At 74.4% G+C, this 23,321-nt stretch carries 24 protein-coding genes and 1 riboswitch; of the genes, 10 read left to right on the top strand and 14 right to left on the bottom strand.

Annotated features, from left to right (window positions below):
* Positions 1–151: 151 nt before the first annotated feature.
* The 8 genes from IR158_RS09060 to IR158_RS09095 form a co-directional block, all read right to left on the bottom strand.
* The gene (locus IR158_RS09060; RefSeq protein WP_291812239.1) at positions 152–481 is read right to left on the bottom strand and encodes an SMR family transporter; all 330 of its coding nucleotides are present in this window, start codon (positions 479–481) and stop codon (positions 152–154) included.
* Positions 482–493: 12 nt separating this feature from the next.
* Positions 494–565, bottom strand: a riboswitch (guanidine-III (ykkC-III) riboswitch).
* A 62-nt stretch (positions 566–627) separates the two neighbouring features.
* Positions 628–1,095 carry a ribose-5-phosphate isomerase gene (locus tag IR158_RS09065; RefSeq protein ID WP_291812241.1) on the bottom strand — a complete coding sequence of 156 codons (468 nt, stop codon included), beginning with the start codon at positions 1,093–1,095 and terminating at the stop codon, positions 628–630.
* Entirely contained in the window at positions 1,092–2,885 is a 1,794-nt protein-coding gene (locus tag IR158_RS09070; protein WP_366928425.1) for a dihydroxyacetone kinase family protein, read from the bottom strand. The genes IR158_RS09065 and IR158_RS09070 overlap by 4 nt, the downstream gene beginning before the upstream one ends.
* Positions 2,879–3,766, bottom strand: a complete 888-nt coding sequence (locus IR158_RS09075) for an NAD(P)-dependent oxidoreductase (protein ID WP_291812243.1) — start codon at positions 3,764–3,766, stop codon at positions 2,879–2,881. The genes IR158_RS09070 and IR158_RS09075 overlap by 7 nt, the downstream gene beginning before the upstream one ends.
* Positions 3,763–4,728: a sugar phosphate isomerase/epimerase gene (locus tag IR158_RS09080; RefSeq protein WP_291812245.1), complete on the bottom strand. Its 966-nt coding sequence runs from the start codon at positions 4,726–4,728 to the stop codon at positions 3,763–3,765. The genes IR158_RS09075 and IR158_RS09080 overlap by 4 nt, the downstream gene beginning before the upstream one ends.
* A 35-nt stretch (positions 4,729–4,763) precedes the next feature.
* Positions 4,764–5,654 carry a carbohydrate ABC transporter permease gene (locus tag IR158_RS09085; protein WP_291812247.1) on the bottom strand — a complete coding sequence of 297 codons (891 nt, stop codon included), beginning with the start codon at positions 5,652–5,654 and terminating at the stop codon, positions 4,764–4,766.
* On the bottom strand, positions 5,651–6,604 hold the full coding sequence (locus IR158_RS09090) for a carbohydrate ABC transporter permease (protein ID WP_291812249.1): 954 nt from the start codon (positions 6,602–6,604) through the stop codon (positions 5,651–5,653). Before IR158_RS09090 ends, IR158_RS09085 begins: the two co-directional genes overlap by 4 nt.
* Positions 6,601–7,932, bottom strand: a complete 1,332-nt coding sequence (locus IR158_RS09095) for an extracellular solute-binding protein (RefSeq protein WP_291812250.1) — start codon at positions 7,930–7,932, stop codon at positions 6,601–6,603. Before IR158_RS09095 ends, IR158_RS09090 begins: the two co-directional genes overlap by 4 nt.
* A 190-nt stretch (positions 7,933–8,122) precedes the next feature.
* Here IR158_RS09095 and IR158_RS09100 point away from each other — a divergent pair, with 190 nt between their 5' ends.
* From IR158_RS09100 to IR158_RS09110, 3 genes are read left to right on the top strand one after another with little or no spacing between them, the layout of a single operon-like run.
* Positions 8,123–9,178 carry a LacI family DNA-binding transcriptional regulator gene (locus IR158_RS09100; protein WP_291812252.1) on the top strand — a complete coding sequence of 352 codons (1,056 nt, stop codon included), beginning with the start codon at positions 8,123–8,125 and terminating at the stop codon, positions 9,176–9,178.
* Positions 9,175–11,517 (top strand): glycoside hydrolase family 3 N-terminal domain-containing protein, encoded by a 2,343-nt coding sequence (locus tag IR158_RS09105; RefSeq protein WP_291812254.1) that lies wholly within the window; start codon positions 9,175–9,177, stop codon positions 11,515–11,517. Before IR158_RS09100 ends, IR158_RS09105 begins: the two co-directional genes overlap by 4 nt.
* A complete protein-coding gene (locus IR158_RS09110; protein ID WP_291812256.1) occupies positions 11,514–13,082 on the top strand; it encodes a glycoside hydrolase family 43 protein in 1,569 nt (522 codons plus the stop codon). The genes IR158_RS09105 and IR158_RS09110 overlap by 4 nt, the downstream gene beginning before the upstream one ends.
* Before the next feature lie 48 nt (positions 13,083–13,130).
* Here IR158_RS09110 and IR158_RS09115 read toward each other — a convergent pair whose 3' ends face one another.
* Together IR158_RS09115 and IR158_RS09120 are read right to left on the bottom strand one after the other, a co-directional pair.
* The gene (locus IR158_RS09115) at positions 13,131–13,682 is read right to left on the bottom strand and encodes an NUDIX hydrolase (RefSeq protein WP_291812258.1); all 552 of its coding nucleotides are present in this window, start codon (positions 13,680–13,682) and stop codon (positions 13,131–13,133) included.
* 21 nt (positions 13,683–13,703) lie between these two features.
* On the bottom strand, positions 13,704–14,159 hold the full coding sequence (locus IR158_RS09120) for a hypothetical protein (RefSeq protein ID WP_291812260.1): 456 nt from the start codon (positions 14,157–14,159) through the stop codon (positions 13,704–13,706).
* 190 nt (positions 14,160–14,349) lie between these two features.
* Between IR158_RS09120 and IR158_RS09125 the strand changes: the two genes are divergently transcribed.
* The 3 genes from IR158_RS09125 to IR158_RS09135 all read left to right on the top strand — a co-directional run bounded on the left by IR158_RS09125 (position 14,350) and on the right by IR158_RS09135 (position 16,077).
* Positions 14,350–14,577, top strand: coding sequence for a DUF6458 family protein (locus IR158_RS09125; RefSeq protein WP_227577123.1), 228 nt, complete (start codon positions 14,350–14,352; stop codon positions 14,575–14,577).
* 189 nt (positions 14,578–14,766) lie between these two features.
* A complete protein-coding gene (locus IR158_RS09130) occupies positions 14,767–15,807 on the top strand; it encodes a hypothetical protein (protein ID WP_291812265.1) in 1,041 nt (346 codons plus the stop codon).
* Positions 15,808–15,849: 42 nt separating this feature from the next.
* Positions 15,850–16,077, top strand: a complete 228-nt coding sequence (locus IR158_RS09135) for a hypothetical protein (protein ID WP_227577121.1) — start codon at positions 15,850–15,852, stop codon at positions 16,075–16,077.
* A 52-nt stretch (positions 16,078–16,129) separates the two neighbouring features.
* Here IR158_RS09135 and IR158_RS09140 read toward each other — a convergent pair whose 3' ends face one another.
* Genes IR158_RS09140 through IR158_RS09150 form a run of 3 tightly spaced genes read right to left on the bottom strand, consistent with a single transcriptional unit; the run spans position 16,130 to position 18,893 of the window.
* Positions 16,130–17,251 (bottom strand): hypothetical protein, encoded by a 1,122-nt coding sequence (locus tag IR158_RS09140; protein WP_291812267.1) that lies wholly within the window; start codon positions 17,249–17,251, stop codon positions 16,130–16,132.
* Positions 17,248–17,892: an ATP-binding cassette domain-containing protein gene (locus IR158_RS09145; protein ID WP_291812269.1), complete on the bottom strand. Its 645-nt coding sequence runs from the start codon at positions 17,890–17,892 to the stop codon at positions 17,248–17,250. Before IR158_RS09145 ends, IR158_RS09140 begins: the two co-directional genes overlap by 4 nt.
* Entirely contained in the window at positions 17,880–18,893 is a 1,014-nt protein-coding gene (locus IR158_RS09150) for a peptidoglycan-binding domain-containing protein (RefSeq protein ID WP_291812272.1), read from the bottom strand. Before IR158_RS09150 ends, IR158_RS09145 begins: the two co-directional genes overlap by 13 nt.
* Positions 18,894–19,162: 269 nt before the next feature.
* Here IR158_RS09150 and IR158_RS09155 point away from each other — a divergent pair, with 269 nt between their 5' ends.
* The 3 genes from IR158_RS09155 to IR158_RS09165 all read left to right on the top strand — a co-directional run bounded on the left by IR158_RS09155 (position 19,163) and on the right by IR158_RS09165 (position 20,372).
* On the top strand, positions 19,163–19,318 hold the full coding sequence (locus IR158_RS09155; RefSeq protein ID WP_291812274.1) for a hypothetical protein: 156 nt from the start codon (positions 19,163–19,165) through the stop codon (positions 19,316–19,318).
* Between the two features lie 92 nt (positions 19,319–19,410).
* Positions 19,411–19,941, top strand: coding sequence for a hypothetical protein (locus tag IR158_RS09160; RefSeq protein ID WP_291812276.1), 531 nt, complete (start codon positions 19,411–19,413; stop codon positions 19,939–19,941).
* The gene (locus tag IR158_RS09165) at positions 19,929–20,372 is read left to right on the top strand and encodes a hypothetical protein (RefSeq protein ID WP_291812278.1); all 444 of its coding nucleotides are present in this window, start codon (positions 19,929–19,931) and stop codon (positions 20,370–20,372) included. Before IR158_RS09160 ends, IR158_RS09165 begins: the two co-directional genes overlap by 13 nt.
* Positions 20,373–20,451: 79 nt before the next feature.
* Here the strand turns inward: IR158_RS09165 and IR158_RS09170 are convergent, their stop codons facing one another.
* A complete protein-coding gene (locus IR158_RS09170; protein ID WP_291812279.1) occupies positions 20,452–21,612 on the bottom strand; it encodes a lytic polysaccharide monooxygenase in 1,161 nt (386 codons plus the stop codon).
* A 227-nt stretch (positions 21,613–21,839) separates the two neighbouring features.
* On the opposite strand from IR158_RS09170, the gene IR158_RS09175 reads away from it, so the two are divergent.
* Complete coding sequence (locus IR158_RS09175; protein WP_291813336.1) at positions 21,840–23,279, top strand: diguanylate cyclase; 1,440 nt, start codon at positions 21,840–21,842, stop codon at positions 23,277–23,279.
* Positions 23,280–23,321: the final 42 nt, after the last annotated feature.

A 23,321-nucleotide genomic window follows, 5' to 3' on the forward strand; every position in this document is an offset into this window, starting at 1 on the left:
CGACCGCTCCTGCGTCCACGGCACCACCCGCCCGTCGCTCACGACCGGTCGTCCGTCGCTCCCGAGCGACCGTCCCGGCCATCGTCGCGCGAGGCCGGACCACCGGCACGGCGAGCGGGGCACCGGGGCGATGCGCATGCGGGGGACGTGCTCAGTGGACGAGCTTGAGCCCCACCACGCAGGCGACGATCCCGAGGATCAGCAGGATCTTGACCAGGCTCGCGGTCTCGGCGCCGGTCGCCATCGCGAAGGCGACGGTCATCGACGCGCCGATGCCCACCCACACGGCGTACGACGTGCCGGTGGGCAGCTCACGCATCGCGTAGGCCAGGCCGCCCATGGAGACGAGCAGCGCGAGACCGAAGACGACGGTGGGCCCGAGCCGGGTGAAGCCCTCGGACCGGCCCAGCGCGGTGGCCCAGACGGCCTCGAACATCCCGGACACGACGAGCACGACCCAGGCGAGCGACGTTGCGGACACGGATGACCTCCGGTGGCTGCCGTCTTGTCGCTCTCCGGGTACGGCGCCCCTCGTCCGGGAGCCCGCGCTGACGTCGGGCCCGCCACCATGCTCGCACGCGCGCAGCGCACGCCGGGCGGACGGTGGCCGACGTCACCGCAGGCGGCTCAGCAGCTCCCGTCGACCTCGTACCCGCGGATCGCGTCGACCTTGGCGGCCGACGCCGAGGTGGTGTCGAACTCGTGGTCGAGCCACTCCCGGACCAGCGTCTTGGCGACCTCCAGGCCGATGACGCGCTGACCCAGGCACAGCACCTGCGCGTCGTTCGACAGCACCGAGCGCTGCACCGAGAACGTGTCGTGCGCGGTCACGGCACGCACGCCGGGCACCTTGTTGGCGGCGATCGCCATGCCCAGCCCCGTCCCGCACACGAGCAGCGCGCGGTCCGCGCCGCCCTCGGCGACCTTGCGTGCGGCCGCGACGGCGACGTGCGGGTACGCGGTGTCGTCACCGGCGTGCACGCCGACGTCCTCGACGACCTCCACGCGCGGGTCGGCCCGCAGCAGGTCGGCCAGGGCGTCCTTGTACGTCAGGCCGGCCTCGTCGGCACCGACCACGATCCTCGCGACGCTCATGACCTCTCCTCTCCCTCGGGTACGACGGTAGACCGGACCGCCGCGGCGATCGCCGCGAACGACACGGCACCGGGGTCGGGCGTGCCGACGCTGCGCTCGGCGAGCGGACGTGCGCGCCCCAGCCGCGGACGCAGGTCCGCGGTCGCCTGCGCCGCCGTGCGCGCCGCCTCCAGCGCGGTGTCCCACGCCGCCGCGGGCGCCTGCCCGGCAGCCGCCGCCTGCTCGAGCGCTGCCGCGAACGGCTCGGCCGCGTCGACCATGGTCTTGTCGCCCGGCTGGGCCCCGCCCAGCGCGACGACGGCGGCGACGCCCGCTCGAACCGCCGTGGCGGCCCGCGTCGAGGGGTCCCCGACAGGACGCGCGGCCAGGGCGTGCGCGACCGCTCCGATGCCCGCACCCCACAGCACGCCGGACGTGCCACCGGCCTGGTCGGCCCAGGCGCGGCCCGCGTCCCGCAGGCACGCGACCGCGCCGTGACCGGCGTCGGCTGCCGCGGCAGCGGCCGCAGCGGCGGCCGTGGACCCCCGCAGCATGCCGCGGCCGTGGTCGCCGTCGCCCGCGACGGCGTCGAGCCGTCCCAGCTCGGTCTCCAGGTCCGTCAGGACCGCGTGGACCTGGGCGAGGGCGGCCACGACGACGGGCGCCTCGGAGGCGTCGGTCGCGTCGACGACGCGCGCGGCGCTGCCGGTGGCGTCGCCGTCCGACGAGCCCGCCGACGTGGAGCCCGACGGCTGCGCCGCGTCGGCCGCCTTGGTGCCAGGCGCCTCCGTGACAGGCGCAGCGACCGCGCCCACCTGACCGCGCCGGTACGCCGGCGTGTGCGCCGGGGCGCACCACCACCGCTCGAGGTCGTCGTCGAGCCACACGAGCGTCAGCGAGCACCCCGACATGTCGAGGCTCGTGACGAGCTCACCGACGTCCGGCTGCACGGCCTGCAGCCCCGCGGCGTCGAGCAGCGGGCGCACGGCACGCCAGAGGACGAACAGCTCCTCGTACTTGGTGCGACCCAGCCCGTTGAGCACGACGCCCACGCGCGGACCCGCGTCGGCGGGCTTCTCGCTCAGGAGCCGCTCGACCAGCAGCCCCGCGAGCTCGGTCGCGGTGCACGCCGGCACCTCGCCGATGCCCGGCTCGCCGTGGATGCCGACGCCCAGCCCGACCGTCCCGTCGGGCACGGTGAACAGCGGCTCCTCGGCACCCGGCAGCGTGCAGCCGTCGAACGCGACGCCCAGCGTGCGGGTGCGGTCGTTGGCGTGCCTGGCGGCGGCGACGACCTCGTCGAACGACGCCCCCTCCGCAGCCGCGGCGCCGGCGACCTTGAACACGACGTGGTCCCCCGCGATGCCGCGGCGGCGGTGCACCTCCTCGACGGGCGCGGACGCGACGTCGTCGGTGACGACGAGGTACTCGCACGCGATGCCCCGCTCGCGCAGCGCGTCACGACCGAGCGTGAAGTTCATGACGTCGCCCGCGTAGTTGCCGGTCAGCAGCACGACGCCCGCGTCACCGGCGGCCGCGGCACCCACGGACACCACGTCGGCGGTCGACGGCGACGTGAACACGTTGCCCACCACCGCGCCGTGCGCGTACCCCGGGCCGACCACCCCGTAGAAGGCGGGGTAGTGCCCCGAGCCGCCGCCCACGACGACCGCGACCTGCGACCGCGGCGCCGGCACGGCCCGGACGACGCCGCCCGGCACGCGCCGCACCTGGTCCGCGTACAGGTCGACGAACCCCTCGACCGCGTCCTCGACGAACCGGGCCGGGTCGTCGGCCAGGGGCCTCACCACGCCGGCTCCTTCGCGAGCATCGTCGCGACCACCGAGTCGTCGGACGCGTCGAGGCCCGCGGCGGCCACGGTCCGGTACAGCTGCTCCGCGGCGGCGGCCACGGGCGTCGCGACCTTCAGCTGCCGGGCCAGGTCACCCACGATGCCCATGTCCTTGCCGATGACGTCGAGGCGCGAGCGCAGCGGCGGGGTCTCGCCGCGCAGCTGCGCGGCGATGCGTGGGCCGCGGTCGGCGAACATGAACGACGCGGCCGCGCCCTGCGACAGCACCTCGATGCACGCGTCGAGGTCCAGGCCCAGGCGGTGGGCGAGCGCGAGCGCCTCGGACGCCGCCGCGGTGTGGATGCCGCACAGCAGCTGGTTGACGGTCTTGAGCTGCTGACCTGCGCCGATGCCGCCGACGACCGTGAGGGACGACGACAGGGCGTCGAGCACCGGGCGGGCGGCGGCGAGCGCCTCGTCGTCCGCGCCGACCATGATGAGCAGGTCACCGGTGCCGGCGCGCACGGGGCCGCCGGAGACGGGCGCGTCGACGCAGCGGATGCCACGCGCCGCCAGGGCCTCGGCGACGGCACGCACGGCCGCCTCGCCGACGGTCGAGGTCACGACGACCACCGCACCCGTGGGCAGCGAGTCGGCGACGCCGCCGTCGCCGAGCACCAGCGCGTCGAGCTGGGCCCCGTCGCGCACTCCCACGACCACGACGTCCGTCCCGAGGCACGCCTCGACCACCGTGCCGACCCCCGTGGCACCGGCCTCGACCGCGAGCGCGACGCGCTCGGCGGCGATGTCGAACGCGACGACGTCGAAGATCCGCGCGAGCGCGGTCGCCATGGGCAGGCCCATGGCGCCGAGCCCCAGGACGGCGACGCGGGCGCTCATCGCGACACCGCCGCGGCGCGCAGGACGGCCTCCCGCGCCTCGCCGGTGGCCACCGCGAGCATCCGGCGGATGTACCGCGCGTTGCGCGCGGAGACCGACAGCCCGTCGCCGCCGTAGTGCTCGACGCAGAACGGTCCGGTGAACCCGACCTCGACGGCCGTGCGGATGGCCTTGCGGTAGCTGACCGAGCCCATCTCCATCGGGGCGGGCATGGCGACGTAGGTGCCCGCGGCGCGGTCCTCGTCGCGGAAGTAGTTCTTGACGTGCCAGTAGTTCGACACCGGCAGGCACGCCTCGACGGCGGCCTGGAAGTCCTCGATCGGCCGGTGCAGGCGCACGAGGTTGCCCAGGTCGGGGTTGAGGCCGACGTTGTCCTCGCCGATGTCGTGGACCAGCCGGACCGAGGACTCGGCGGTGCCGAGCAGGGTGTCCTCGTACATCTCGAGGGACAGCTCGACGCCGACCTCGGCCGCGTGCCGCCCCAGCTCGCGCAACCGCGTCACCGCGAGCGCCCAGGTGTCGGCGTCGGTCGCGTCGACCGGGCCCTCCTCGGTCCAGAACCAGAACGCCTCGCGCTGCGCGGGCAGCAGCGGGCGGTGCAGCCCGACGCTGACGATCTTCGTGCCGAGCGCGGCCGCCGCGTCGATCGTGCGGTGCGAGTAGGCGAGGTTGTCGTCGCCGGTCTCGGGGTCGATCACCGAGCGGCGGATCGCCGACAGCGCGACGGGGTCCAGCCCGACGGTGACCAGGGCGTCCCGGAGCTCCTCGATGCGCGCCGGCGTCAGGTCACCCGGTCGGATCCAGGAGTCCGTGAGGTCGACCTCGGTGAACCCCTCGAACGCCACCTCCGCGAGGTGGTCGACCCAGGTGTCCACCGGCGCGTCCTGGGACGCGGGGAACGGGAGCATCGCGGCCGCGATGGGCCACTGCTCGCTGGTGGGGTGACGGTCGGTGGTGCTCATGACGGGCCCTTCTTCGGTGGTCGGGACGGCGGTCGTCACTTGCCGAAGCCGGCGGTGAGGCCGGCGACGAGCTGGCGGCGTCCGATGACGTACAGCAGGAAGATCGGCAGGGCCGACAGGACGACGGCGGCCATGACGGCCGGGACGTTGATCGTCAGCTCGCCCTGGAACGCCCACAGCGCGAGCGGCAGCACACGCTGCTGCGGGCTCTGCGTCAGAACGAGCGGGAACAGGAAGCCGTTCCACACGTTGAGGCCGTCGTAGATGGCGACGGTCGCGATCGCGGGGCGGCTCAACGGCAGCACGAGCCGGGTGAGGACCTGCCACTCGCTCGCCCCGTCGACCCGCATCGACTCGAACAGCTCACGCGGGATGTCGCGCAGGAAGTTCACCAGGATGATCACGGTGATCGGCACGGCGAACGCGGCGGAGGGCAGCACGAGCGCCAGCAGCGTGTCGTACAGCCCCATCTTGGTGATCATGTAGAAGATCGGGACGATCGCGGCCTGCAGCGGGATGGCCAGCCCCAGCAGGAAGAGCGAGAACGTCCGGGTGACGAACCCGGACTGGTTGCGCGTGATCGTGTACGCGGCGAGCAGCGACACCACGATCGTGAGGGCCACGGAGCCGACGCTCACGACGACCGAGTTGACCAGGTAGCGGTCGAACCCCGCGTCGATCACCTGACGGTAGTTGTCCAGGGTCGGCACGGTCGGCAGACCGAGCGGGTGGTCGGTGAAGAAGTGCTGCTGGGTCCGCAGGCTGGTGACGAACACCCAGTACAAGGGCACCGCGACGACGGCGAACCACAGCAGCGAGCCGATCCCGCCGGGGATGTTGGGACGGCGCCGGTCGGCCCGCCGGCGCGGGGTCGTGGACGCCTCGGCGGTGGTGGCGGGGCGCAGTGCCTCGGTCGTGGACATCACAGACCCTCCTGCTGGCTCTGCATCTTGTTGAACCCGGACAGCCGCGTGAGCCCGAGCGAGAGGCACAGCCCGAAGACCGCGAGGATCGTCGCGATCGCGCTGGCGCGGCCCATCTCGGTGGCGTTGAAGCCGGTGAGGTACATGTGCAGCGGCAGCAGCCGCGTCGCGTAGCCGGGGCCACCGGCCGTGAGCACGAACACGAGGTCGAAGTACGTCAGCGACCCGACGAGCATGAGCGTCGAGGACGTGACGATCGTGTAGCGCAGCTGCGGCAGGGTGATCGAGAAGAACCGGCGCACGGTGCCGGCGCCGTCCAGCTGGGCGGCCTCGTACAGCGACCCGGGGATCTGGCGTGCCCCCGCCTGGTAGAGCAGCGTGTGCAGCGGCACGAAGTGCCAGGCGATGATGAGGATGACCGCGAGGAGCACCGTGTTGGGGTCGCCGAGCCACGCGTGCCGCAGGAAGCCGGGGCCGGAGGGGCCGGCGAGGCCGAAGTTCGGGTCCAGCAGGTTCTTGAAGACCAGGGCGACCGCGGACGACGACATCAGGAGCGCGACGAAGTAGACCAGGCCCATCCACGCGCGCCAGCGGCCGCGCGGCGCGAGGTACACGCCCAGCAGCAGGCTCAGCGGCGTCTGCACCGCCCACGTGCCGAGCATGACCTTCACGGTGATCCCCAGGGTGAGCCACGTGACGTGGTCGCCGAGGACGAACCGCCAGTTCTCCAGGCCGAGCCACGAGGGTGTGCCCAGACCGTTCCACGATGTCAGCGAGAGCGCCACCGCACCGATGAGCGGCACGATCGCGAAGCCACCGAAGAGCACGAGGGCGGGGGCCAGCAGCCACGCCGAGACGGGCTGTCGCTGCCGGCGGGCCGCCTGGACGGGGCCCGCCCCGCCCCCGGGGGCGGCGGTGCCGCCCCCGGGGAGGGTCGTCGCGGACGTGGTCACTTCGTGTCCAGCGTCGCGTTCATCGTCGTCACGAACTCCTCCGGCGTGGTCTCCAGGAGGAAGATGCGGTCGAGCTGCGTGGTCAGCTGCTCGGCCTGCGACGGGTTGATCGCCTGGTCCCACGACAGCTGGAAGTGGGGGGCCGCCTCGGTGAGGCCGACGACGAGGTCGGCGAAGGTGTCGTCCCGCTCGGCGATCTGGTCGCGCGCGGTGGCGACGCCCGGGACGGCCGACCGGTCGAGGATCTCGCCGATGTACTCGTCGTTCATGACCTGCTCGGCGAGGAACGCCAGCACGGTGGCCTTGTGCTCGTCGCTGGCCCCGGCGTTGACGGACCAGAAGTTGGACGGGTTGCCGACGAGGTTCGCCGGGTCGCCCGCTCCGCCGTCGTACGCGGGGAACGGCACGGCCTTGAGGTCGCCGGACTCGACGAACTCGGGCGCGGCGTTCTTCACGTTGGAGTAGGCCTGCGACAGCACGACCATCATCGCCGCGCGTCCGGTGTAGAGCAGCGCGTCGGCCGCGCCGGTCTCGTAGGCGATGGACGCGTAGTCGGGGACGAAGCCGCCGGCACGCACCAGCTCCTGGATCTCGGTGAGCGCCTGGGCGACGGCCGGGTCGGACCACGCGTCGGGCTCGTTCGCGATGACGGCGTCGAAGACGTCGGGTCCACCGATGCGGTCGACGAGGTAGCCGAGGTACGGCAGCTGCGGCCACTTCGACTGCCCGGCGAGGGACAGGGGCGCGATCCCCTCGGCCTTGAAGACGGGCACGAGGTCGAGGAGCTCGTCCCACGTGGTGGGCGGCTCCGCGCCGACCTGCCGGAAGACCGCGTCGTTGTAGAGCACCACGACGGGCTGGATGTTGTTGATCGCCGCGCCGTAGACCTTGCCGTCGAACGTCACCGTGTCGAGCACGGCCGGCAGGTAGCGGTCGGTGATCTCAGGGTCCTCGATGGGCTCGATGTACCCCTCGTCGACGTAGGTCTTGAGCGCGGCGCCGCCCCAGTTGAACAGCAGTGCCGGGCCCTGGCCCGCGCCGAGCGCGATCCGCAGCTTGTCCTGGTAGCCCTGGTTGCCGAACATCTGCAGCTCGATCGGCTGGTCGGGGTGCGCGGCGTTCCAGCGCTCGACCGCCGCCTCGTACGACGCGGACTGCCCACCCTCGAGCCCCCAGACGATGGCGGCCTCCCCGCTGCCGCCGGCCGAGGTGGGGTCGCTGTCAGCCCCGAGCTGAGGCGTCGCGCCGGAGCCGCAGGCGGCGAGCACGAGCGCCCCGCCGACGATCGCTGCGGTCGCGCGCAAGCGGCGCACAGTGGTCCATCTCATCGTTGAGCCTCCGGTTCTCGTCCTTGAAAACTTTTCGTAACTCTGGCGTGCACGTGCACCGTAGTTTTCGGCGGTGAGCAATGTCAACGCCCCAGATTTTGGGCTTTTCACCGTCAGGCACCGCCCAGATGGTCCCTTGAAGTTTTCGGTGGGATGCCGCTAGCGTCGCAGCAACATGAAGGGGGCCCCGATGCCTGGACCACACCGACGTCCGACGCTGACCGCCGTCGCCGAGCAGGCCGGCGTGTCCATCGCGACCGCGTCGAAGGTCCTCAACGGGCACAGCGAGGTCGCGCCCGCGACCCGCAGGCGCGTCGAGGAGGCCGTCGCCGACCTGGGCTACCGCAGCCCGGGCGCCCGCCGCGCGGACGCGCGCCGCACGGTCGAGTTCATGGTCGACAAGCTCGACAGCCCGTACGCGATGGAGGTGCTGCGCGGCGTCACGCTCGCCGCCGAGGAGGCCGACGTCGACGTCACCGTGTCGCGGGTGCGGCGCGGTGGGGGCGACCGGCCCGAGCCGCCGTCGAGCTGGACCCGCCGCCTCACGTCGGCGCACCGCACCGGCGCGATCGTCGTGACCGCCCAGGTCACCGAGACCACCTACGAGAACATCGCCCGCGCCAGGCTGCCCGTCGTCGTCATCGACCCGCTGGACCTGACGACCCCCGAGCTCGTCTCGATCGGCTCGACCAACTGGACCGGTGGCCGCACCGCCACCGAGCACCTGCTCGAGCTCGGCCACACGCGCATCGCGATGATCGGTGGCCCCGAGGCGTCCATCAGCGCCCTCGCACGCGTCGACGGCTTCCGGTCGGCCTGCCAGCGCGCCGGCGTGATCGTGGACCAGGCCCTCGTGCGGCACGTCGCCTTCGATCACGACGCGGCACGCGACGCCGCCCACGCGGTGCTGCAGCTCGACGACCCACCGACGGCCATGCTCGCCAGCAGCGACGCGCAGGCGCTCGGCGTCCTGGAGGCGGCGCGCCGGCTCGGCCTCGCGGTCCCCCGCGACCTGTCGGTCGTCGGCTACGACGACACCTACGTCGCGGCCTGGACCAACCCGCCGCTGACCTGCGTGCACCAGCCGTTGCAGGACATCGGCCGCGCCGCGCTGCGGACCGTGCTGGCCCTGGACGAGGGCCGCGTGCCCGACTCGCACCACATCGAGCTCGCCACGTCCCTCGTGGTCCGTGACTCGACCGCCCCGCCGTCGCCTCGGCCGGCCGCACTGGAAGGACACCGGTGAGCACCACCACCGCCCGCACCACCCCGCACGCCGCTCCGGCCCCGTGGCAGGACCAGCAGCTGCCCGTGACCGAGCGCGTCGAGCTGCTGCTCGCCGAGATGACGCTCGAGGAGAAGCTGGCACAGCTCGGCAGCCACTGGTTCGACCGCCGCGGCGCGGGTGAGGTCGTCGCCCCCATGCAGGACACGTTCGGCGCCCGCCGGCCGGACTTCGCGACGGCCGCCCGGCACGGTCTCGGCCACCTCACCCGGGTGCTCGGGACCGAGCCCGTCGCTGCCGCCGAGGGCCGCGAGAAGCTCGCCCGCACCCAGCGTGAGCTGATCGGCCGGCACCGCCTGCGGCTGCCCGCGATCGCGCACGAGGAGTGCCTCACCGGTGTGACGTCGTACGGCGCGACCGTGTACCCGACGCCGCTCGCGTGGGGTGCGTCGTTCGACCCCGACCTGGTCCACGAGGTCGGCACGGCGATCGGGCGGGACCTGCGCGCTCTCGGTGTCCACCAGGGGCTCGGCCCCGTGCTCGACGTGGTGCGGGACTACCGGTGGGGGCGCGTCGAGGAGACCATCGGCGAGGACCCCTACGCCGTGGCCACGATCGCCACCGCGTACGTGCGCGGCATGGAGGAGCAGGGTGTCGTCGCGACGCTCAAGCACTTCGTCGGGTACTCCGCGTCGCGCGCCGGCCGCAACCACGCGCCGGTGTCCGCCGGTCCGCGCGAGGTCGCCGACGTGCTGCTGCCGCCGTTCGAGATGGCGGTGCGTGAGGGCGGGGCACGGTCCGTCATGAACTCGTACTCCGACATCGACGGCGAGCCCGTCGCCGCGTCGTCCGCGCTGCTCACCGGTGTGCTGCGCGACCAGTGGGGCTTCGAGGGCACCGTCGTCTCGGACTACTGGGCGATCGCCTTCCTGGCGACCGCCCACGGTGTCGCGGCCGACGCCGCGCAGGCCGGCGCCCGGGCGCTGCGCGCGGGCCTCGACGTCGAGCTGCCCAACGCCATGTGCTTCGGCGAGCTCGCACCGCTCGTGCGCGACGGCCGGGTCGACGAGGCCGACGTCGACCGCGCCGTGCGGCGCGTCCTGCGGCAGAAGGCCGAGCTCGGGCTGCTCGACGCACCCGACGACGCACCGCGCACCGACGCGCCGGTCGACCTCGACAGCCCCGCCAACCGCGAGCTGGCCCGCCGCCTCGCCGAGGAGTCGATCGTGCTCCTCGCCAACCCCGGCGCCGTGCTGCCGCTCGCCGCCCGCAAGGTCGCCGTCGTCGGCCCCTCGGCTGCCGACCCCGGCGTGCTGCTCGGCTGCTACTCCTACCCCATCCACGTGCTGCCGCGGCACCCCGAGCTGGGCCTGGGCGTCGACGTGCCGTCGCTGCTCGACGCCCTACGGGCGGAGCTCGACGGCGCCGAGGTCGTGCACGAGCGCGGGTGCGACGTCGTCGGTGACGACCGCAGCGGCATCGACGCCGCCGTGAGAGCCGCGGCCGGCGCCGACGTCTGCGTCGTGACCGTGGGCGACCGGGCCGGCATGTTCGGCCGCGGCACCTCGGGCGAGGGCTGCGACGCGGCCGACCTGCGACTGCCGGGGATCCAGCACGACCTGGTCGAGGCGGTCCTGGCGACCGGCACGCCCGTCGTCCTCGTGGTCGTCTCCGGACGCCCGTACGCGCTCGGCGCCTACGTGGACCGCGCGGCGGCCGTCGTGCAGGCGTTCATGCCGGGCGAGGAGGGAGCGGCCGCGCTCGCCGGTGTCCTGAGCGGGCGCGTCACGCCCAGCGGCAAGCTGCCCGTGCAGGTGCCGCGCCTACCCGGCGGCGGGCCGCAGACGTACCTCGGCCCCGCCCTCACGCGCCGGCTGGACCGCATCAGCAACCTCGACCCGGGCCCGGCGTTCCCGTTCGGGCACGGGCTGTCGTACACCTCGTTCCGCTACCAGGACCTGACCGTCAGCACGGGCCCGGTGCCCACCGACGGCGAGTTCGAGGTCGCCGTCACCGTGAGGTGCACGGGCGAGCGGCCCGGCACGGAGGTCGTCCAGCTGTACCTGTCCGACCCCGTCGCGGACGTCGCTCGGCCCGTCAAGCAGCTCGCCGGGTACGTGCGTGTCGCGCTCGAGCCGGGCACCGCCCGCCGCGTCACGTTCACCGTCCCCGCGGACCTCACGTCGTACACCGGTCTGGACCTGGTGCGCGTCGTCGACCCCGGGACCATCGGGGTGCAGGTCGGCGGCTCCAGCGAGGGCGACGTCCTGCACGCGCAGGTCGAGCTCGTCGGTCCGGTCCGCCGGCCGGGCCGCGACCGGGCGCTGCGCAGCGCCGTGCGCGTCGAGGACGTCGCATGAGCGGCACCGTCCGCAACCCGGTGCTGCCCGGGTTCCACCCGGACCCGTCGGTCTGCCGCGTGGGCGACGACCACTGGCTGGTGACGTCCACGTTCGAATACTTCCCCGGCCTGCCGGTGCACCACAGCACCGACCTGGCGCGGTGGGAGCACGTCGGGCACGCGATCGACCGGCGCTCGCAGCTGGACCTCGACGGCGTCAAGGCGTCCGGCGGGCTGTTCGCCCCGACGATCCGTCACCACGACGGCACGTTCTGGATCACCTGCACGCTCATGCACGGGCGCACGCGCCGCGGGAACTTCGTGATCAGCGCGACCGACCCGTCGGGGCGCTGGAGCGACCCGACGTGGCTGCCGGACGCGGAGGGCATCGACCCGTCGCTGTTCTTCGACGACGACGGGTCCGCCTGGTACGTCGGCGCCCGGGCCACGCACGACCCGCACCCGCAGCACCCCGAGCAGACGGACATCTGGCTGCGCCGGTTCGACGTGCGCACGCGCACGCTCGTCGGCCCGGAGCACGTGCTGTGGCACGGCGCGCTGCGGGCGGCCCGCTGGGCCGAGGGGCCGCACCTGTACAAGGTCGACGGCCGGTACGTGCTGCTCGTCGCCGAGGGCGGCACGGAGCAGCACCACGCCGTGACGGTCGCGCGCGCGGAGCACGTCACGGGCCCGTACGTCGGCCACGTCGACAACCCGGTGCTGACGCACCGTCACCTGGGCGCCGACCACCCGGTCGTCGGCGTGGGGCACGCCGACCTCGTCGAGGCCGCGGACGGCACGTGGTGGGCATTCGCGCTCGGCATGCGCCCCGTGGACGGGCACCACCTGCTGGGCCGCGAGACGTTCCTGGTGCCCATGCGGTGGGAGGACGGCTGGCCCGTGCTCGCCCCCGGGGTGGGCCAGGTGCCGGCCGAGGTCACGCACCCCGCCGTGCCGGACGGGCAGACCGTGCGCTCGGCGGCCGACGCGCCGTTCGTCGAGACCTTCACCGACGGGCTGGCGGCCCGGTGGGACCGGCTGCGCACCGCGCCGGACCCGGCGGACACGTCGCAGCCCGGTCGGCTGCGGCTGCCGCTGCTGCCCGCGACACTGGCCGACCCGACGACGCCCGCGTTCGTCGGCCTGCGACAGCAGCACCACCGCGCCGTGCTCACGGCACGCGTCGAGGCGCCGGGGCTCGTCGGGCACGAGCAGGTGGGCGTCGCCGTGCGACAGAACGACCGGCACCACGCGGTCGCCGTGCTGCGTGGCAGCGGCGCCGAGCGCGTGGTCGAGGTCGTGCTCACGCAGGACGGCGTCGGCGAGCGCACGGGCCGGTTGCCGCTGCCCGGCGACGGCCCGGTCGAGCTGCGCCTGACGGCCGACCTGCTGACGTACACGGCGCACGCGCGGACGGACGACGGCGCCTGGCAGCACGTCGGCGACGTCGACGGCCGCGCGCTGAGCACCCAGACCGCGGGTGGGTTCACCGGGGTGTACCTGGGGCTGTACGCGACGAGCGACGGACACCCCAGCGACGCCGTCGCCGAGTTCGTGGAGGCCACCTACACGCCCGGGACGTGACGCTCCCGGGCGGCGTCTCGAGCGGGGGCGCGGTGCTGCACCCGGCCCTCAGGCCAGGCGCCCCAGGTGCAGCGCCGCGAGCGCGAGCGCCGCGACGGTCTCACCGTCGCGGATCTCGCCCGTGCGGACCATCGCGAGGACGTCGGCGAACGGGACGGTGCGCACCGCGGTGATGCCCTCGGCGGCCTGCTCCTGGGCGGTCCCGGCGGCGTCCGTGACCGGTGACAGGCCGCGGGCGACGAACACGTGCTCCACGGCGCGCGCGACACCGTTGAGCGCGTCGATCTCCCCCACGGGCGTCCACTCCCGGGCGGTCAGGCCGGTCTCCTCCGCCAGCTCGCGGCGCGCGGCGACCAGCGGGTCCTGGCCGTCGGTGCCACCGGCGGGGACCTCGACGGAGCCGGGCCCGGTGGTGTACCGGTCGGTCGTCACGAGCACCACCTCGTCGTCGTCCGTCAACGCGACGACGAAGACGGACGGGCGCAGCTCGACGACGCCGTAGACGGCGGGCCGCCCGTCGGGCGCGACGACGTCGTCCTCGCGCAGCGTGATCCAGGGGTTCTCGTACGCGACGCGCGAGGTCACGGTCTGCCAGGTCATGGGCCCACCGTAGGGCCGCGGTCAGCGCGCGAGCGCCCTCGCCGTGACCAGCACGACGACGTCCTCGACGAGCGCGGCGCGCACGTCGGGCCGCAGCGCGTCCGGCCCCTGGTCCGCGGCCCACTGCCGCCACGACGCCCCGGCGACGGAGCCGGCGAACGCGCCGACTCCCCCGGCGAGCGCCGCGACGACGACCGCAGGGAGGCGACGGCCGTCGACCACCGCGAGCGCGGCGGCACCTGTCGCACCGGCGACGAGCCGACCGGCGATCTGCGGCGCCACGAGCCGGCTCGGGGTGGCGGGCAGCTTGTCGACGACGCACTCACCCACGACCGCGAGGGTGGTGAGCCGGCGCACCGCACGCGCCGCCGGGCCTGTGCGGCCGAGCGTCGCGGCATGGACGGGGACGGCCAGGGCGACCGACGACCGGCCCCCCGCAGCGAGGCCGAGCACGGCAGAACGCGCGATCACACCCATAGGAGGTGTCTACCGGGGTGCGGTGGCACCGGCATCTCGAGCGGCCCGACGGGTGCCGTCACGGGCCGCGACTGCCGGACGCCCGTCCGGGTCGAGCGGGCGTTCGAGGTGCGGGACCCGCCCACCGGCACCAGACTCGCCAACCAGGTGGGCCGCTGTGGCCCCCACCGACGCACGACGAAGGAGCGACATGGGTATCGGTACCGGCATCGCACTCCTGGTGATCGGGGCGATCCTCTCGTTCGGCATCTCCGACCGGCTCGAGGGCATCGACCTGACGGTCATCGGCTACATCTGCATGGGCGCCGGTGTCCTGGGTCTGATCCTCGCGATCGCGCTCAACGCCCAGCGCACCAACACCACGCACCGCCAGGTGATCGAGCACCGCGAGGAGCCGCCGCTCCCCCCGACGGCCTGACGCCTCGCTCGCACGCGCTCGGCGCCCCGCACCGGACCACCGGCGCGGGGCGTCGTCGTGTCCGCCGCGGTGCCGACCGGCGTCCGCACCCCGGGCACGACCGGCACATGTCGGACGGGACGGACACAATGGGCGCCCGCGCGCAGAGCACCGCGCGCGGCGCCAGGGGGCGACGACGAAGGGGGACGCATGGACCAGGACGAGGCACGCAAGGCCAAGGCCCACGCACTGGAGGTGGCACGCACGCTCTCCGAGGCCGTGCTGCGGCCGTCCACGACGACGGCGGGTGTCGTCCCGCTGTCCGTGGGGCTCGCGCCGTGCCCCGACGGGAGCTACGGCATCGCGCTGCGCTACCGCCTCGGCCTGCCGGAGGTGCGCTCGATCGCCCGCCAGGTCGCCGCGCAGATCGGGGAGGTCGGCAAGGTCGTCGACCTGCGCCGCACGGGCCGCATCCGTCCCCTCACCGGTGGCTCCACCTCCGGGACGGACGTCGGCACGGAGGGCGCAGCGGTCCCGGGGCCGCGTCCCCCGGTGGTCACCGCCCAGGCGCTGGGTGAGACGGGCCGGGTGCGCCCGCTGCGGCCCGGCGTGTCCATCGCGCACGTCGACGTGTCCGCGGGCACGCTCGGCGCGTTCGTGCTGGTGGACGGCGTGCTGCACGCGCTGTCGAACTACCACGTGCTGGTCGGCTCCCCGGCGGGACGTCGCGGCGACGACATCCTGCAGCCCGGCCCGGCCGACGGCGGGCAGGCCCCCGCGGACCGGGTCGGCACGCTCGCCGGCTTCGTCCCGCTCGAGTCCGGCCGGACGGCGCGGGTCGATGCGGCGCTCGCCCTGCTGGACGACCAGGACGTCGACGCGACGTACCCGGTCGGCCGCGTCACCACGACGGCCCGGGCCCTGGGTGGCGAGCTCGTCGGCAAGGTCGGGCGCACGACGGCGGTCACGACGGGCCGTGTCACCGCGATCGAGCTGGACGACGTCGTCGTGGGCTACGGCGAGGAGCTCGGCAACCTGCGGTTCGACGACCAGGTGGAGATCGAGGGGACCAGCACCGCTCCGTTCTCCCGCGGCGGCGACTCCGGGTCGCTCGTCTACCGCGAGGACGGCGTGGCCCTGGGACTGCTCTTTGCCGGGTCGGAGGTCGGGGGGGACAATGGCCGTGGGCTGACGTACGTCAACCCCATCGATGCCGTCCTCGGGGCGCTCGACGCGACGCTGCTCGCCTGACGCGAGCACCGCGCGGGTCCCCGGTGACGCGGGAGGTGCGCAGTGGCCGATCTCGACGAGGCACGCAGAGCCAAGGACGAGCTGAAGACCGCCCTGGCGGGACGTGCCGGCGTGACCGCCATCGGGATCGCTCCCGACGACGACGGCTACGGCGTGCTCGTGCGGGTCCAGGACGACGCGGTCCGCGCCCGGCGCGCCGACGTCCCGACGAGCGTGCGGGGCGTGAACGTGCACGTGCGCACGTCGGGCCCCATCACCGCGCAGGCCTGACACCGCAGGCGCGCCGTCCTGCGGACACCTGCTGGCGCCGCGGAGGCGCCGGTCAGCGGTCCTTCAGCGCGGCCAAGGTCGCCGGCTGCCCCAGCCCGACCGCCGCGACCACGACGAGCGCCGCCGCGAGCCCGCCCGCAGCGCCACGCACCACCAGCGGCAGCACCACGACGCCCGGGACGTCGAGCACCACGACGCCGACACCCGCCGCGAGGGCGGCAGCCCACACGCAGCCCACGGCGACGACGAGGGCGCCCTCGGTCCACCGGATGAGCACCCCTCCGGCCCACGGCACGCCGACCGCGGCGTAGAGCGCCGCGCGTCCGCGCCGTGTCCACGTGACGACGCCCCACAGCAGGCCGACGACCACGCCCGCCGCCACGGGTGCCCAACGCGTCGGCCGGGCGTCGTACGTCGCCGCCGGGTCCTGCGCGAGCGCACCGGGCGGCAACCGGTCGGCAACGTGGATCGCGGACTCCCGGGTCTCTCCCAGCACCGCCGGCAACGCCGCACGCACGTCGTCGCGGTGCTGCGGCGCGACGCGCACCCAGCACTCGTCGACCTCACCGGTCGGCTCCTGCACCAGCAGGACCGCCGTCGACGCCGCATCCCCAAGCAGGGCGAGGTCGGCGACGGCGGCGACCTGCAGCACGCCGGTCGGCGCGCCCATGGCCGTCGCGCCTGTCGCCTCGAACTGCAGGCGCGTGCCCGCCTGCCACTGCCACCGCTCCGCGACGGCCTGGGACGCCACCACGTCGCGCGGCCCCCAGGCGTCGACCCCCAGGATGTCCAGCACGCCCGGCGTCGCGCGGACGACGGCCTGGGCGCTCTCCGGCCGCCCCACCAGGACCGCGGCCGCCGGCACCGTCGTCACACCCGCCGCGGCGCGCACGCCCGCCACGGAGGACAGCGCGTGGCAGCGGGCGGCGTCCACCGTGGCCCCGTCCTGGCCTCGCGCCACCAGCAGGTCGCCACCGGCGTCCAGGTACGCCGTCTCGGCGGCGACGATCTCGCCGGCGGTGCGGACGTCCACCACCAGCGACACCCCGACGACCAGGACGGTCACCGCGACGAGGATCGGGCCCAGCACGGACGACCTGATGTTCGCCACGCCCTCGCTCAACGACGCGGACGTGCGCCAACGCCCGGCGGACTGGTGCGGCGGCGCGGTCACGACGCCAGCACCTTCCCGTCCTCGATACGGACGGTGCGGGTGCACCGTGCGGCCACCTCGGGATCGTGGGTCACGACGACGACGCCGGTGCCGGACGCCCCCGCTGCTCCCTCGAGCAGCGCGTCGAGCACCACCATCGAGGTGGCGTGGTCGAGCTGCCCGGTCGGCTCGTCCGCCAGGACGAAGGGCCGGCCGCCCGCCAGCGCGCGCGCGATGACGACGCGCTGCAGCTCACCGCCGGACAGGACGCGCGCGGGATCGTCGGCACGCGCGGCCAGACCGACCTGCGCGAGGCGTTCACGGGCCTCGGCGTGCGCCGCGGGACGCGACACGCCCCGGGTCAGCGCGGCGAGAGCCACGTTGTCCAACGCCGAGCGCTCCGGCAGCGCGTTGGTCGTCTGGAGCACCCATGAGGTCACGTCCCGCAGGCGCGGGGCGGGGGGAGCCGCGTCCACGTACGCCGCGCCCACCGCGGGACGCACGAGCCCGCCCAGGACCGAGAGCATGGTCGACTTCCCCGAACCCGAGGGCCCGAGCACGGCGACGGACTCGCCGGCGTCCACGGTGAGGCTCGCGCCGGCGAGCACGTCGCGGTCGGTGCGGGGATAGCGGACGACGACCTGGTCGGCTACGAGGCGCACGGCCGGTCCGGCACGACCCGACCCGGGTTCGCCAGCACCTCGCCCAGCGGGAGGTCGGCGGGCAGCTGAGCGCTGCCGACGCCACCACCGAGCGGCGTGACGACAGTGGGCTCGGCCCCGAGCCCGGCGTAGACGCACACCGTGCCGTCGGCGCCGTTGACCAGCGCCGACGCGGGGACGAGCGCGACGCGCGACGCCTCCGCCGCGACGACCTGCGCGGTGCCCTCGGTCGCCGGAGCGAGGGCGGTGCGGACGGCCTGCGCGTCCTCGGGCGACGTGATCGCCCCCGAACCCGGCACGTACGGCACCTCGACGTCCCCGACGACGACGTGTGCCGCGCCCCCGAAGGCGCCGGCGCCGTCGACCCCGCCGGGCGGTTCGGTGACCTCGACGACGTCGGGGCGCGCCGGACCGCGCACGACAGGGACCCCCGGCCCGACGACGCCCCCCACGGCGACCAGCACCTCGGCGACGACGAGCGGCTCGGGGCCGATCCAGACGACGGACGCGGGGTCCATCTCGCGCACGCTGGGGCCACGGCCCCCGTCGCGGTTGAACGCCGCGACCGCGCGCGCGGTGCGCTCGCCGTACCGGCCGTCCGGCGCCGCCGTGAGATAGCCGAGGGTGGCGAGCATCTCCTGCAGCCGCCGGACGTCGGCGCCCACGTCGCCGGGACCCAGAGCGCGCCACAACGGCGCGCCGGACACCATCGCGCGCACCGGGCGGTCGTCGACCCGCAGCAGCTCGTCACCCGTGTCGTACGTGGACCCCGCAACCGGCGCGGCTGTGACCGTCCCGGTCACCGTGCCGGTGACCTCGCGTCCGGGGACGTCACCCACGGTGAGGCTGACGGTCGCACGCGCCCGGACGTCCTCGTGCGTGACGGGCACGACGACGGCGTCGACGTCTGCGGCAGACCGCGTGGGGTTCTCGGCGCGAGCGACCGCCCACCATCCCCCGAGGCCGAGGAGCGGCACGACGAGGAGACCTGTGAGGACCACCCAGGTCACCGCGGCGCCCGTGCGCGGCGCCCGCGCACGTCCGTCACCCGCCATCTCGCCCCCTTGCTCCTGACGGCGTCGGCCTGCCGTGACTGTTGTCACGGTGCTGGCGACGGTGCAGGTTAGTGGCGGTGCGCACGCTCCCGCAATGGTCTGCCGCAGGCTTGTCGAGGCGTGGGGCGACCGCTAGGTTCGCCCGTGACCACTCGCGGTCAGGGGGTTTCCGCGACGGTGCGGACGCCGCGGGTTGTCAGAAGGACTGACCGCACATGCGTATTCGCCATGTCCTCGCGTCGACGTCGGCTGCCGTCCTGCTCGGGACGACGGTGCTCGTCGGCACCGCTTCCGCCGGGTCGGCTGCCGGGTGCCGGGTGGCGGCGGGCACGGCTCGCGAGCTGAGCTCGTCCACGTACTCCGGCTCCTGACGATGGACCGAGTGGTCTCCCGCCGGCCGGTGGCCGTCGTCCTCGCGGCTACGGCGCTCCTGGCCGGGTGTTCCCCGGACGAGGGGTCGCCCGTGCCGGCCGACACGGACCCGGCAGCGGCCTTCGCGGCGGAGGCCCACGCTGCCGGCGCGGACGAGGCGCAGGTGGCGGCGCTCACTGACGGCGAGGTGACGTACGCCGAGTACGAGGCCGCGATGAACCGCTCGTTCGAGTGCATGCGGACGCAGGGCTTCCAGGTCGACGTCAAGGGGGCCCGTCCGTACAACGGGGTGACCATCCTCGAATTCGAGGTCGGCGGCACGAACAGCGCCACGAACCTGGACACCGAGGCGGGACGCGCCCTGCTCGAGGACTGCAACCGCCGGCACAGCAGCCAGGTGGAGTCGTTCTGGCAGGCGATGAGCCCGGATGCCGTCGCCTACAACGAGCGCAGGGACGCCGCCCTGTCCCCGCTGCTGCGCGAGTGCCTCGACCGCAACGACGTGGACCTGGCCGAGGACGCGTCGATGCACGACATGATCGCGGCCGCCACGGACTTGCTCGTCAGGACGGACGGAACCGACTGCGTCACCGAGATCGGCTACCCCACGTGGGACGGCTGAGAGGACGCGCCGCGGTGGCGCTCGCCGTGGCGCTGCTGGCGACCGGGTGCTCGACCGATGACGGGCCGACCCTGGAGTCGCTCGGCGCGTCGGACCTGGCAGGCCGCAACGGCGCCGGGTACGACGGCGCGTGCGCCTCTCTGCCGCAGCCCGAGCACGCCGTCACGGTGTCGTGCGCCGACGGCGGGTCCACGGCGGTCCTGTCCCTCACGCTCGAGCCGGCCGCGTACGCGGTCGTGCTCGTGTGCGGTGGCAGCGGCGACGTGACACTGGAGTCCTCGGCGTTCGAGACCGTCACGGTCCCGTGCGCCACCGGCGCGGACCCGGCCGTCGCCCCGGCGTTCGCCCTCGAGGACCGCACGTCGGCCGAGGTGCGCGTCACCGGGACCGGAACCTCCACCAAGGCCATGCTTCTCGTCGCGCAGCCCTGACGCCCTCCCGACGACAGAAGCGCCCACACCCTCGAACGGGTGCGGGCGCTTCTGCGCTGCGATGTCGCGGGTCAGCGGGTCAGCGGATGACGCAGGGCTGGCCGTTGAGGGTCGCGTCCGTCACCTGCTTCGGCGTGCCCGCGCCGATGAAGCCGAACGTCACGGCGTTGTGGTGCGCGATCGTGGGGTTCCACGCCGCGTTCTTCACGGTGACGGTCGAGCCCGACTGGGTCGCGACCGCGCTCCATGACTGCTGGACCTGCTCGCCGTTGGCGAACTTCCAGCTGACCTCCCAGCCGTTCACGGGCTCCATCGTCGCGTTGAACACGGTGACGTTGCCCTGGAACCCGCCGGGCCACGAGCTCGACGTGTCGACCTCGACCTCGCACACCGAGTCGTCCGGCACGGTCTGCGTCGGGGTCGGCGTCGGGGTGGGCGTCGGCGTCTGCGTCGGCGTGACCGACGGCGTCGGGGTCGGGGTCGGCGTCGGGGTGACCGTCGGCGTCGGCGTCGGCGTGACCGTCGGCGTCGGGGTCGGCGTCACGCCGCCGCCACCACCGAAGTCCACGTCCACGCAGTTGTAGAACGCCTCGGGGCTGTCCGTGCGCTCCCAGATGTTGAACAGGATGTGCTTGCCGCTCTTGTTCGACGGCAGCTTCACGTTCCACCAGTACTCGGGCCCGGCGACGCCGCCCTCGCGCAGCGGCGGGTCGAGGACGCGGTCGAACGGCGCGGCCTCGAGGTCGTCCCAGCCGATCGGCTCGTTCTGGTTCCAGCCGTCCTTCGTGATCCACGTCGTGAAGTACCCGGGGTGACGCGCGACCGCGGCGTACTCGAACGTCATCGTCTGACCGGGGGTGACCTTGGTGGTCGGCCACGCGGACGACGGCGTGTTGAAGGCGGCGAACTTGGAGTCCGGGCCGCAGAGCTTGCCGTCCGGGATGGTCTCGTGGCGGCCGTTGATGGTGCCGAGCAGGTCGCCGAACCAGTTGTAGAACCCGTAGCTGTTGTCGGCGAAGGCGTTCTGGCAGGCCGCGTTGGTCGGCCGCATGTTGCCGGCCTCGCCGGCGGCCTGGCCGCCTGCCAGGCCGTCCTGGTAGCAGACCCACGTGCGGGTGGGCGGGTTGGTGAGGCCGCCGTGCGCCTGCGCTGCGGTGGGGATGGCGATGAGGGCGGTCGCGACCAGCGCTGTGGCGGCGACACCGCCCAGCGTGCGGCGGGTGGATCTCGGTCGGGGCATGCGGGGGTTCCCTCTCGCGCGAGCGGCCGTCGGGCCGCAGGGGGCAGGGCACCAGCTGGTGCGGTGTGGCCCCAGGGTGGGGACCGCGCCAGGTCCGAACAACCCGGCTAAACGTTTCCAGCACCTGGGACGCCCCGCACGGGAGGCGGTCGCGGCGCCACGCGGACGAGTGATCTCACGGACCTCTCACTTCCCGCACTCGGCGGATCGGGGGTCGAGGCCCGATGATGGGCAGCGTGACGCGCAGGGGCACGACCGCCAAGGGTGCGCACCGAGGTGGTCTCTCGGCTGCGGACCTCGGTGGCGTGCGCGGACTCGCGGTCGCGGCGCACCGGTTCGACGCCTGCCGGCACGTCGAGGAGGTGGTCGCCGCGGCGGCCCAGACGGCGGTCGACGTCCTCGGCGCCGACGCGTGCGCGGTGGCCCGGATCACGCAGGAGACGTGCCGGGTCGTGCACCTCGAGCCGCCGAGCAACGACCCCCGCTGGCACCAGTTCCTCAGCACCACGTACCGCGCGGACGAGCGTCCCGCCCTGCGCGCGCTGCTGCGCAACCGCGAGAGCTGGGTCGCGCACGCGTTCGACGCCCAGGGCCGGTCCGTGCGCCCCGGCGACACGTCCGCGGGCGACCGCGTCGAGGTCGAGCTGCTGCGTGAGGTCGGGGCGGCCTCCGCGCTGACGTCGCCCGTCGTCGTCAACGACGCGGTGTGGGGCCAGATCACCGTGGTGCGCGACTTCGACGCCCCGCTGTTCCACGCCGACGACGTCGCGACGGCCGAGGTGCTCGCCGCGCTCGCCGCCGGTGCCATCGCGCGCGTCGACCTCGAGCAGCAGATGCGGCACATCATCGCGGACGACCCCCTCACGGGCCTGGCGAACCGGCGGACCGCCGACCAGGCCGCGGAGGTCGCGCTGGCGTCGGGCCGCGAGACGTGCGTCGTGATGTGCGACGTCGACGGCCTCAAGCGCGTCAACGACGAGCTGGGCCACGACGCCGGTGACGACCTGCTGCGCGCGGTCGCGGACGTCCTGCGCCGCGCGGCCGACGCCATCCCGGGCGCCACGGCGGCCCGCATCGGCGGCGACGAGTTCTGCCTGGTCACGACCGACCAGCCGCGGGAGGTCGTCGCGACGACGATGGCGACGACGGTCGCCAAGTTCCCGCTGCCGCACGGCGCCGCGATCTCCTACGGCATCGCGTCGACCGCCGTCATGGGGTCGGTGGAGGCCCGGCACCTGTTCCGCCGTGCCGACCAGGCCCAGTACCAGGCGAAGCGGCGCCGGGCCCGCGCCCGCGCGCGCACCACCCCGCCGATCGCCGACCCGCTGCAGGCCGTCGAGCGACTCACGGCGAGCGGTGCCGTCGCGATCGGTGCAGCCGCGCCCGCGGTCGTGCCGCGGCTGTGCGCGTTCGCCGCCGCGGCGACCGAGACGCTCGGTGGCGACTCGTGGGCGGTCCGCGAGCGCATGCCCGGGTCCGAGACGTTCACGACGGTCGCCCGCGGCGGCAGCCCGGCCGACGTCTCCGAGACGCGGCTGCTCACGGTCGAGCGCGACGAGTGGGTCGTGGAGATCGCCGTGGCCGCGGCGGCCTCGACGGGCCGTCAGGTGCAGACGGCCCTGAGCGCGCTGGTCGCGATCGCGGTCCTCGACGTCGGGACGCCCTGAGCACGTCCCGCCGAAGCGCGACCCCTCACGCCCTCGCGCGCC

The organism is Cellulomonas sp. (genome assembly GCF_015234515.1).
Classification (GTDB): domain Bacteria; phylum Actinomycetota; class Actinomycetes; order Actinomycetales; family Cellulomonadaceae; genus Cellulomonas.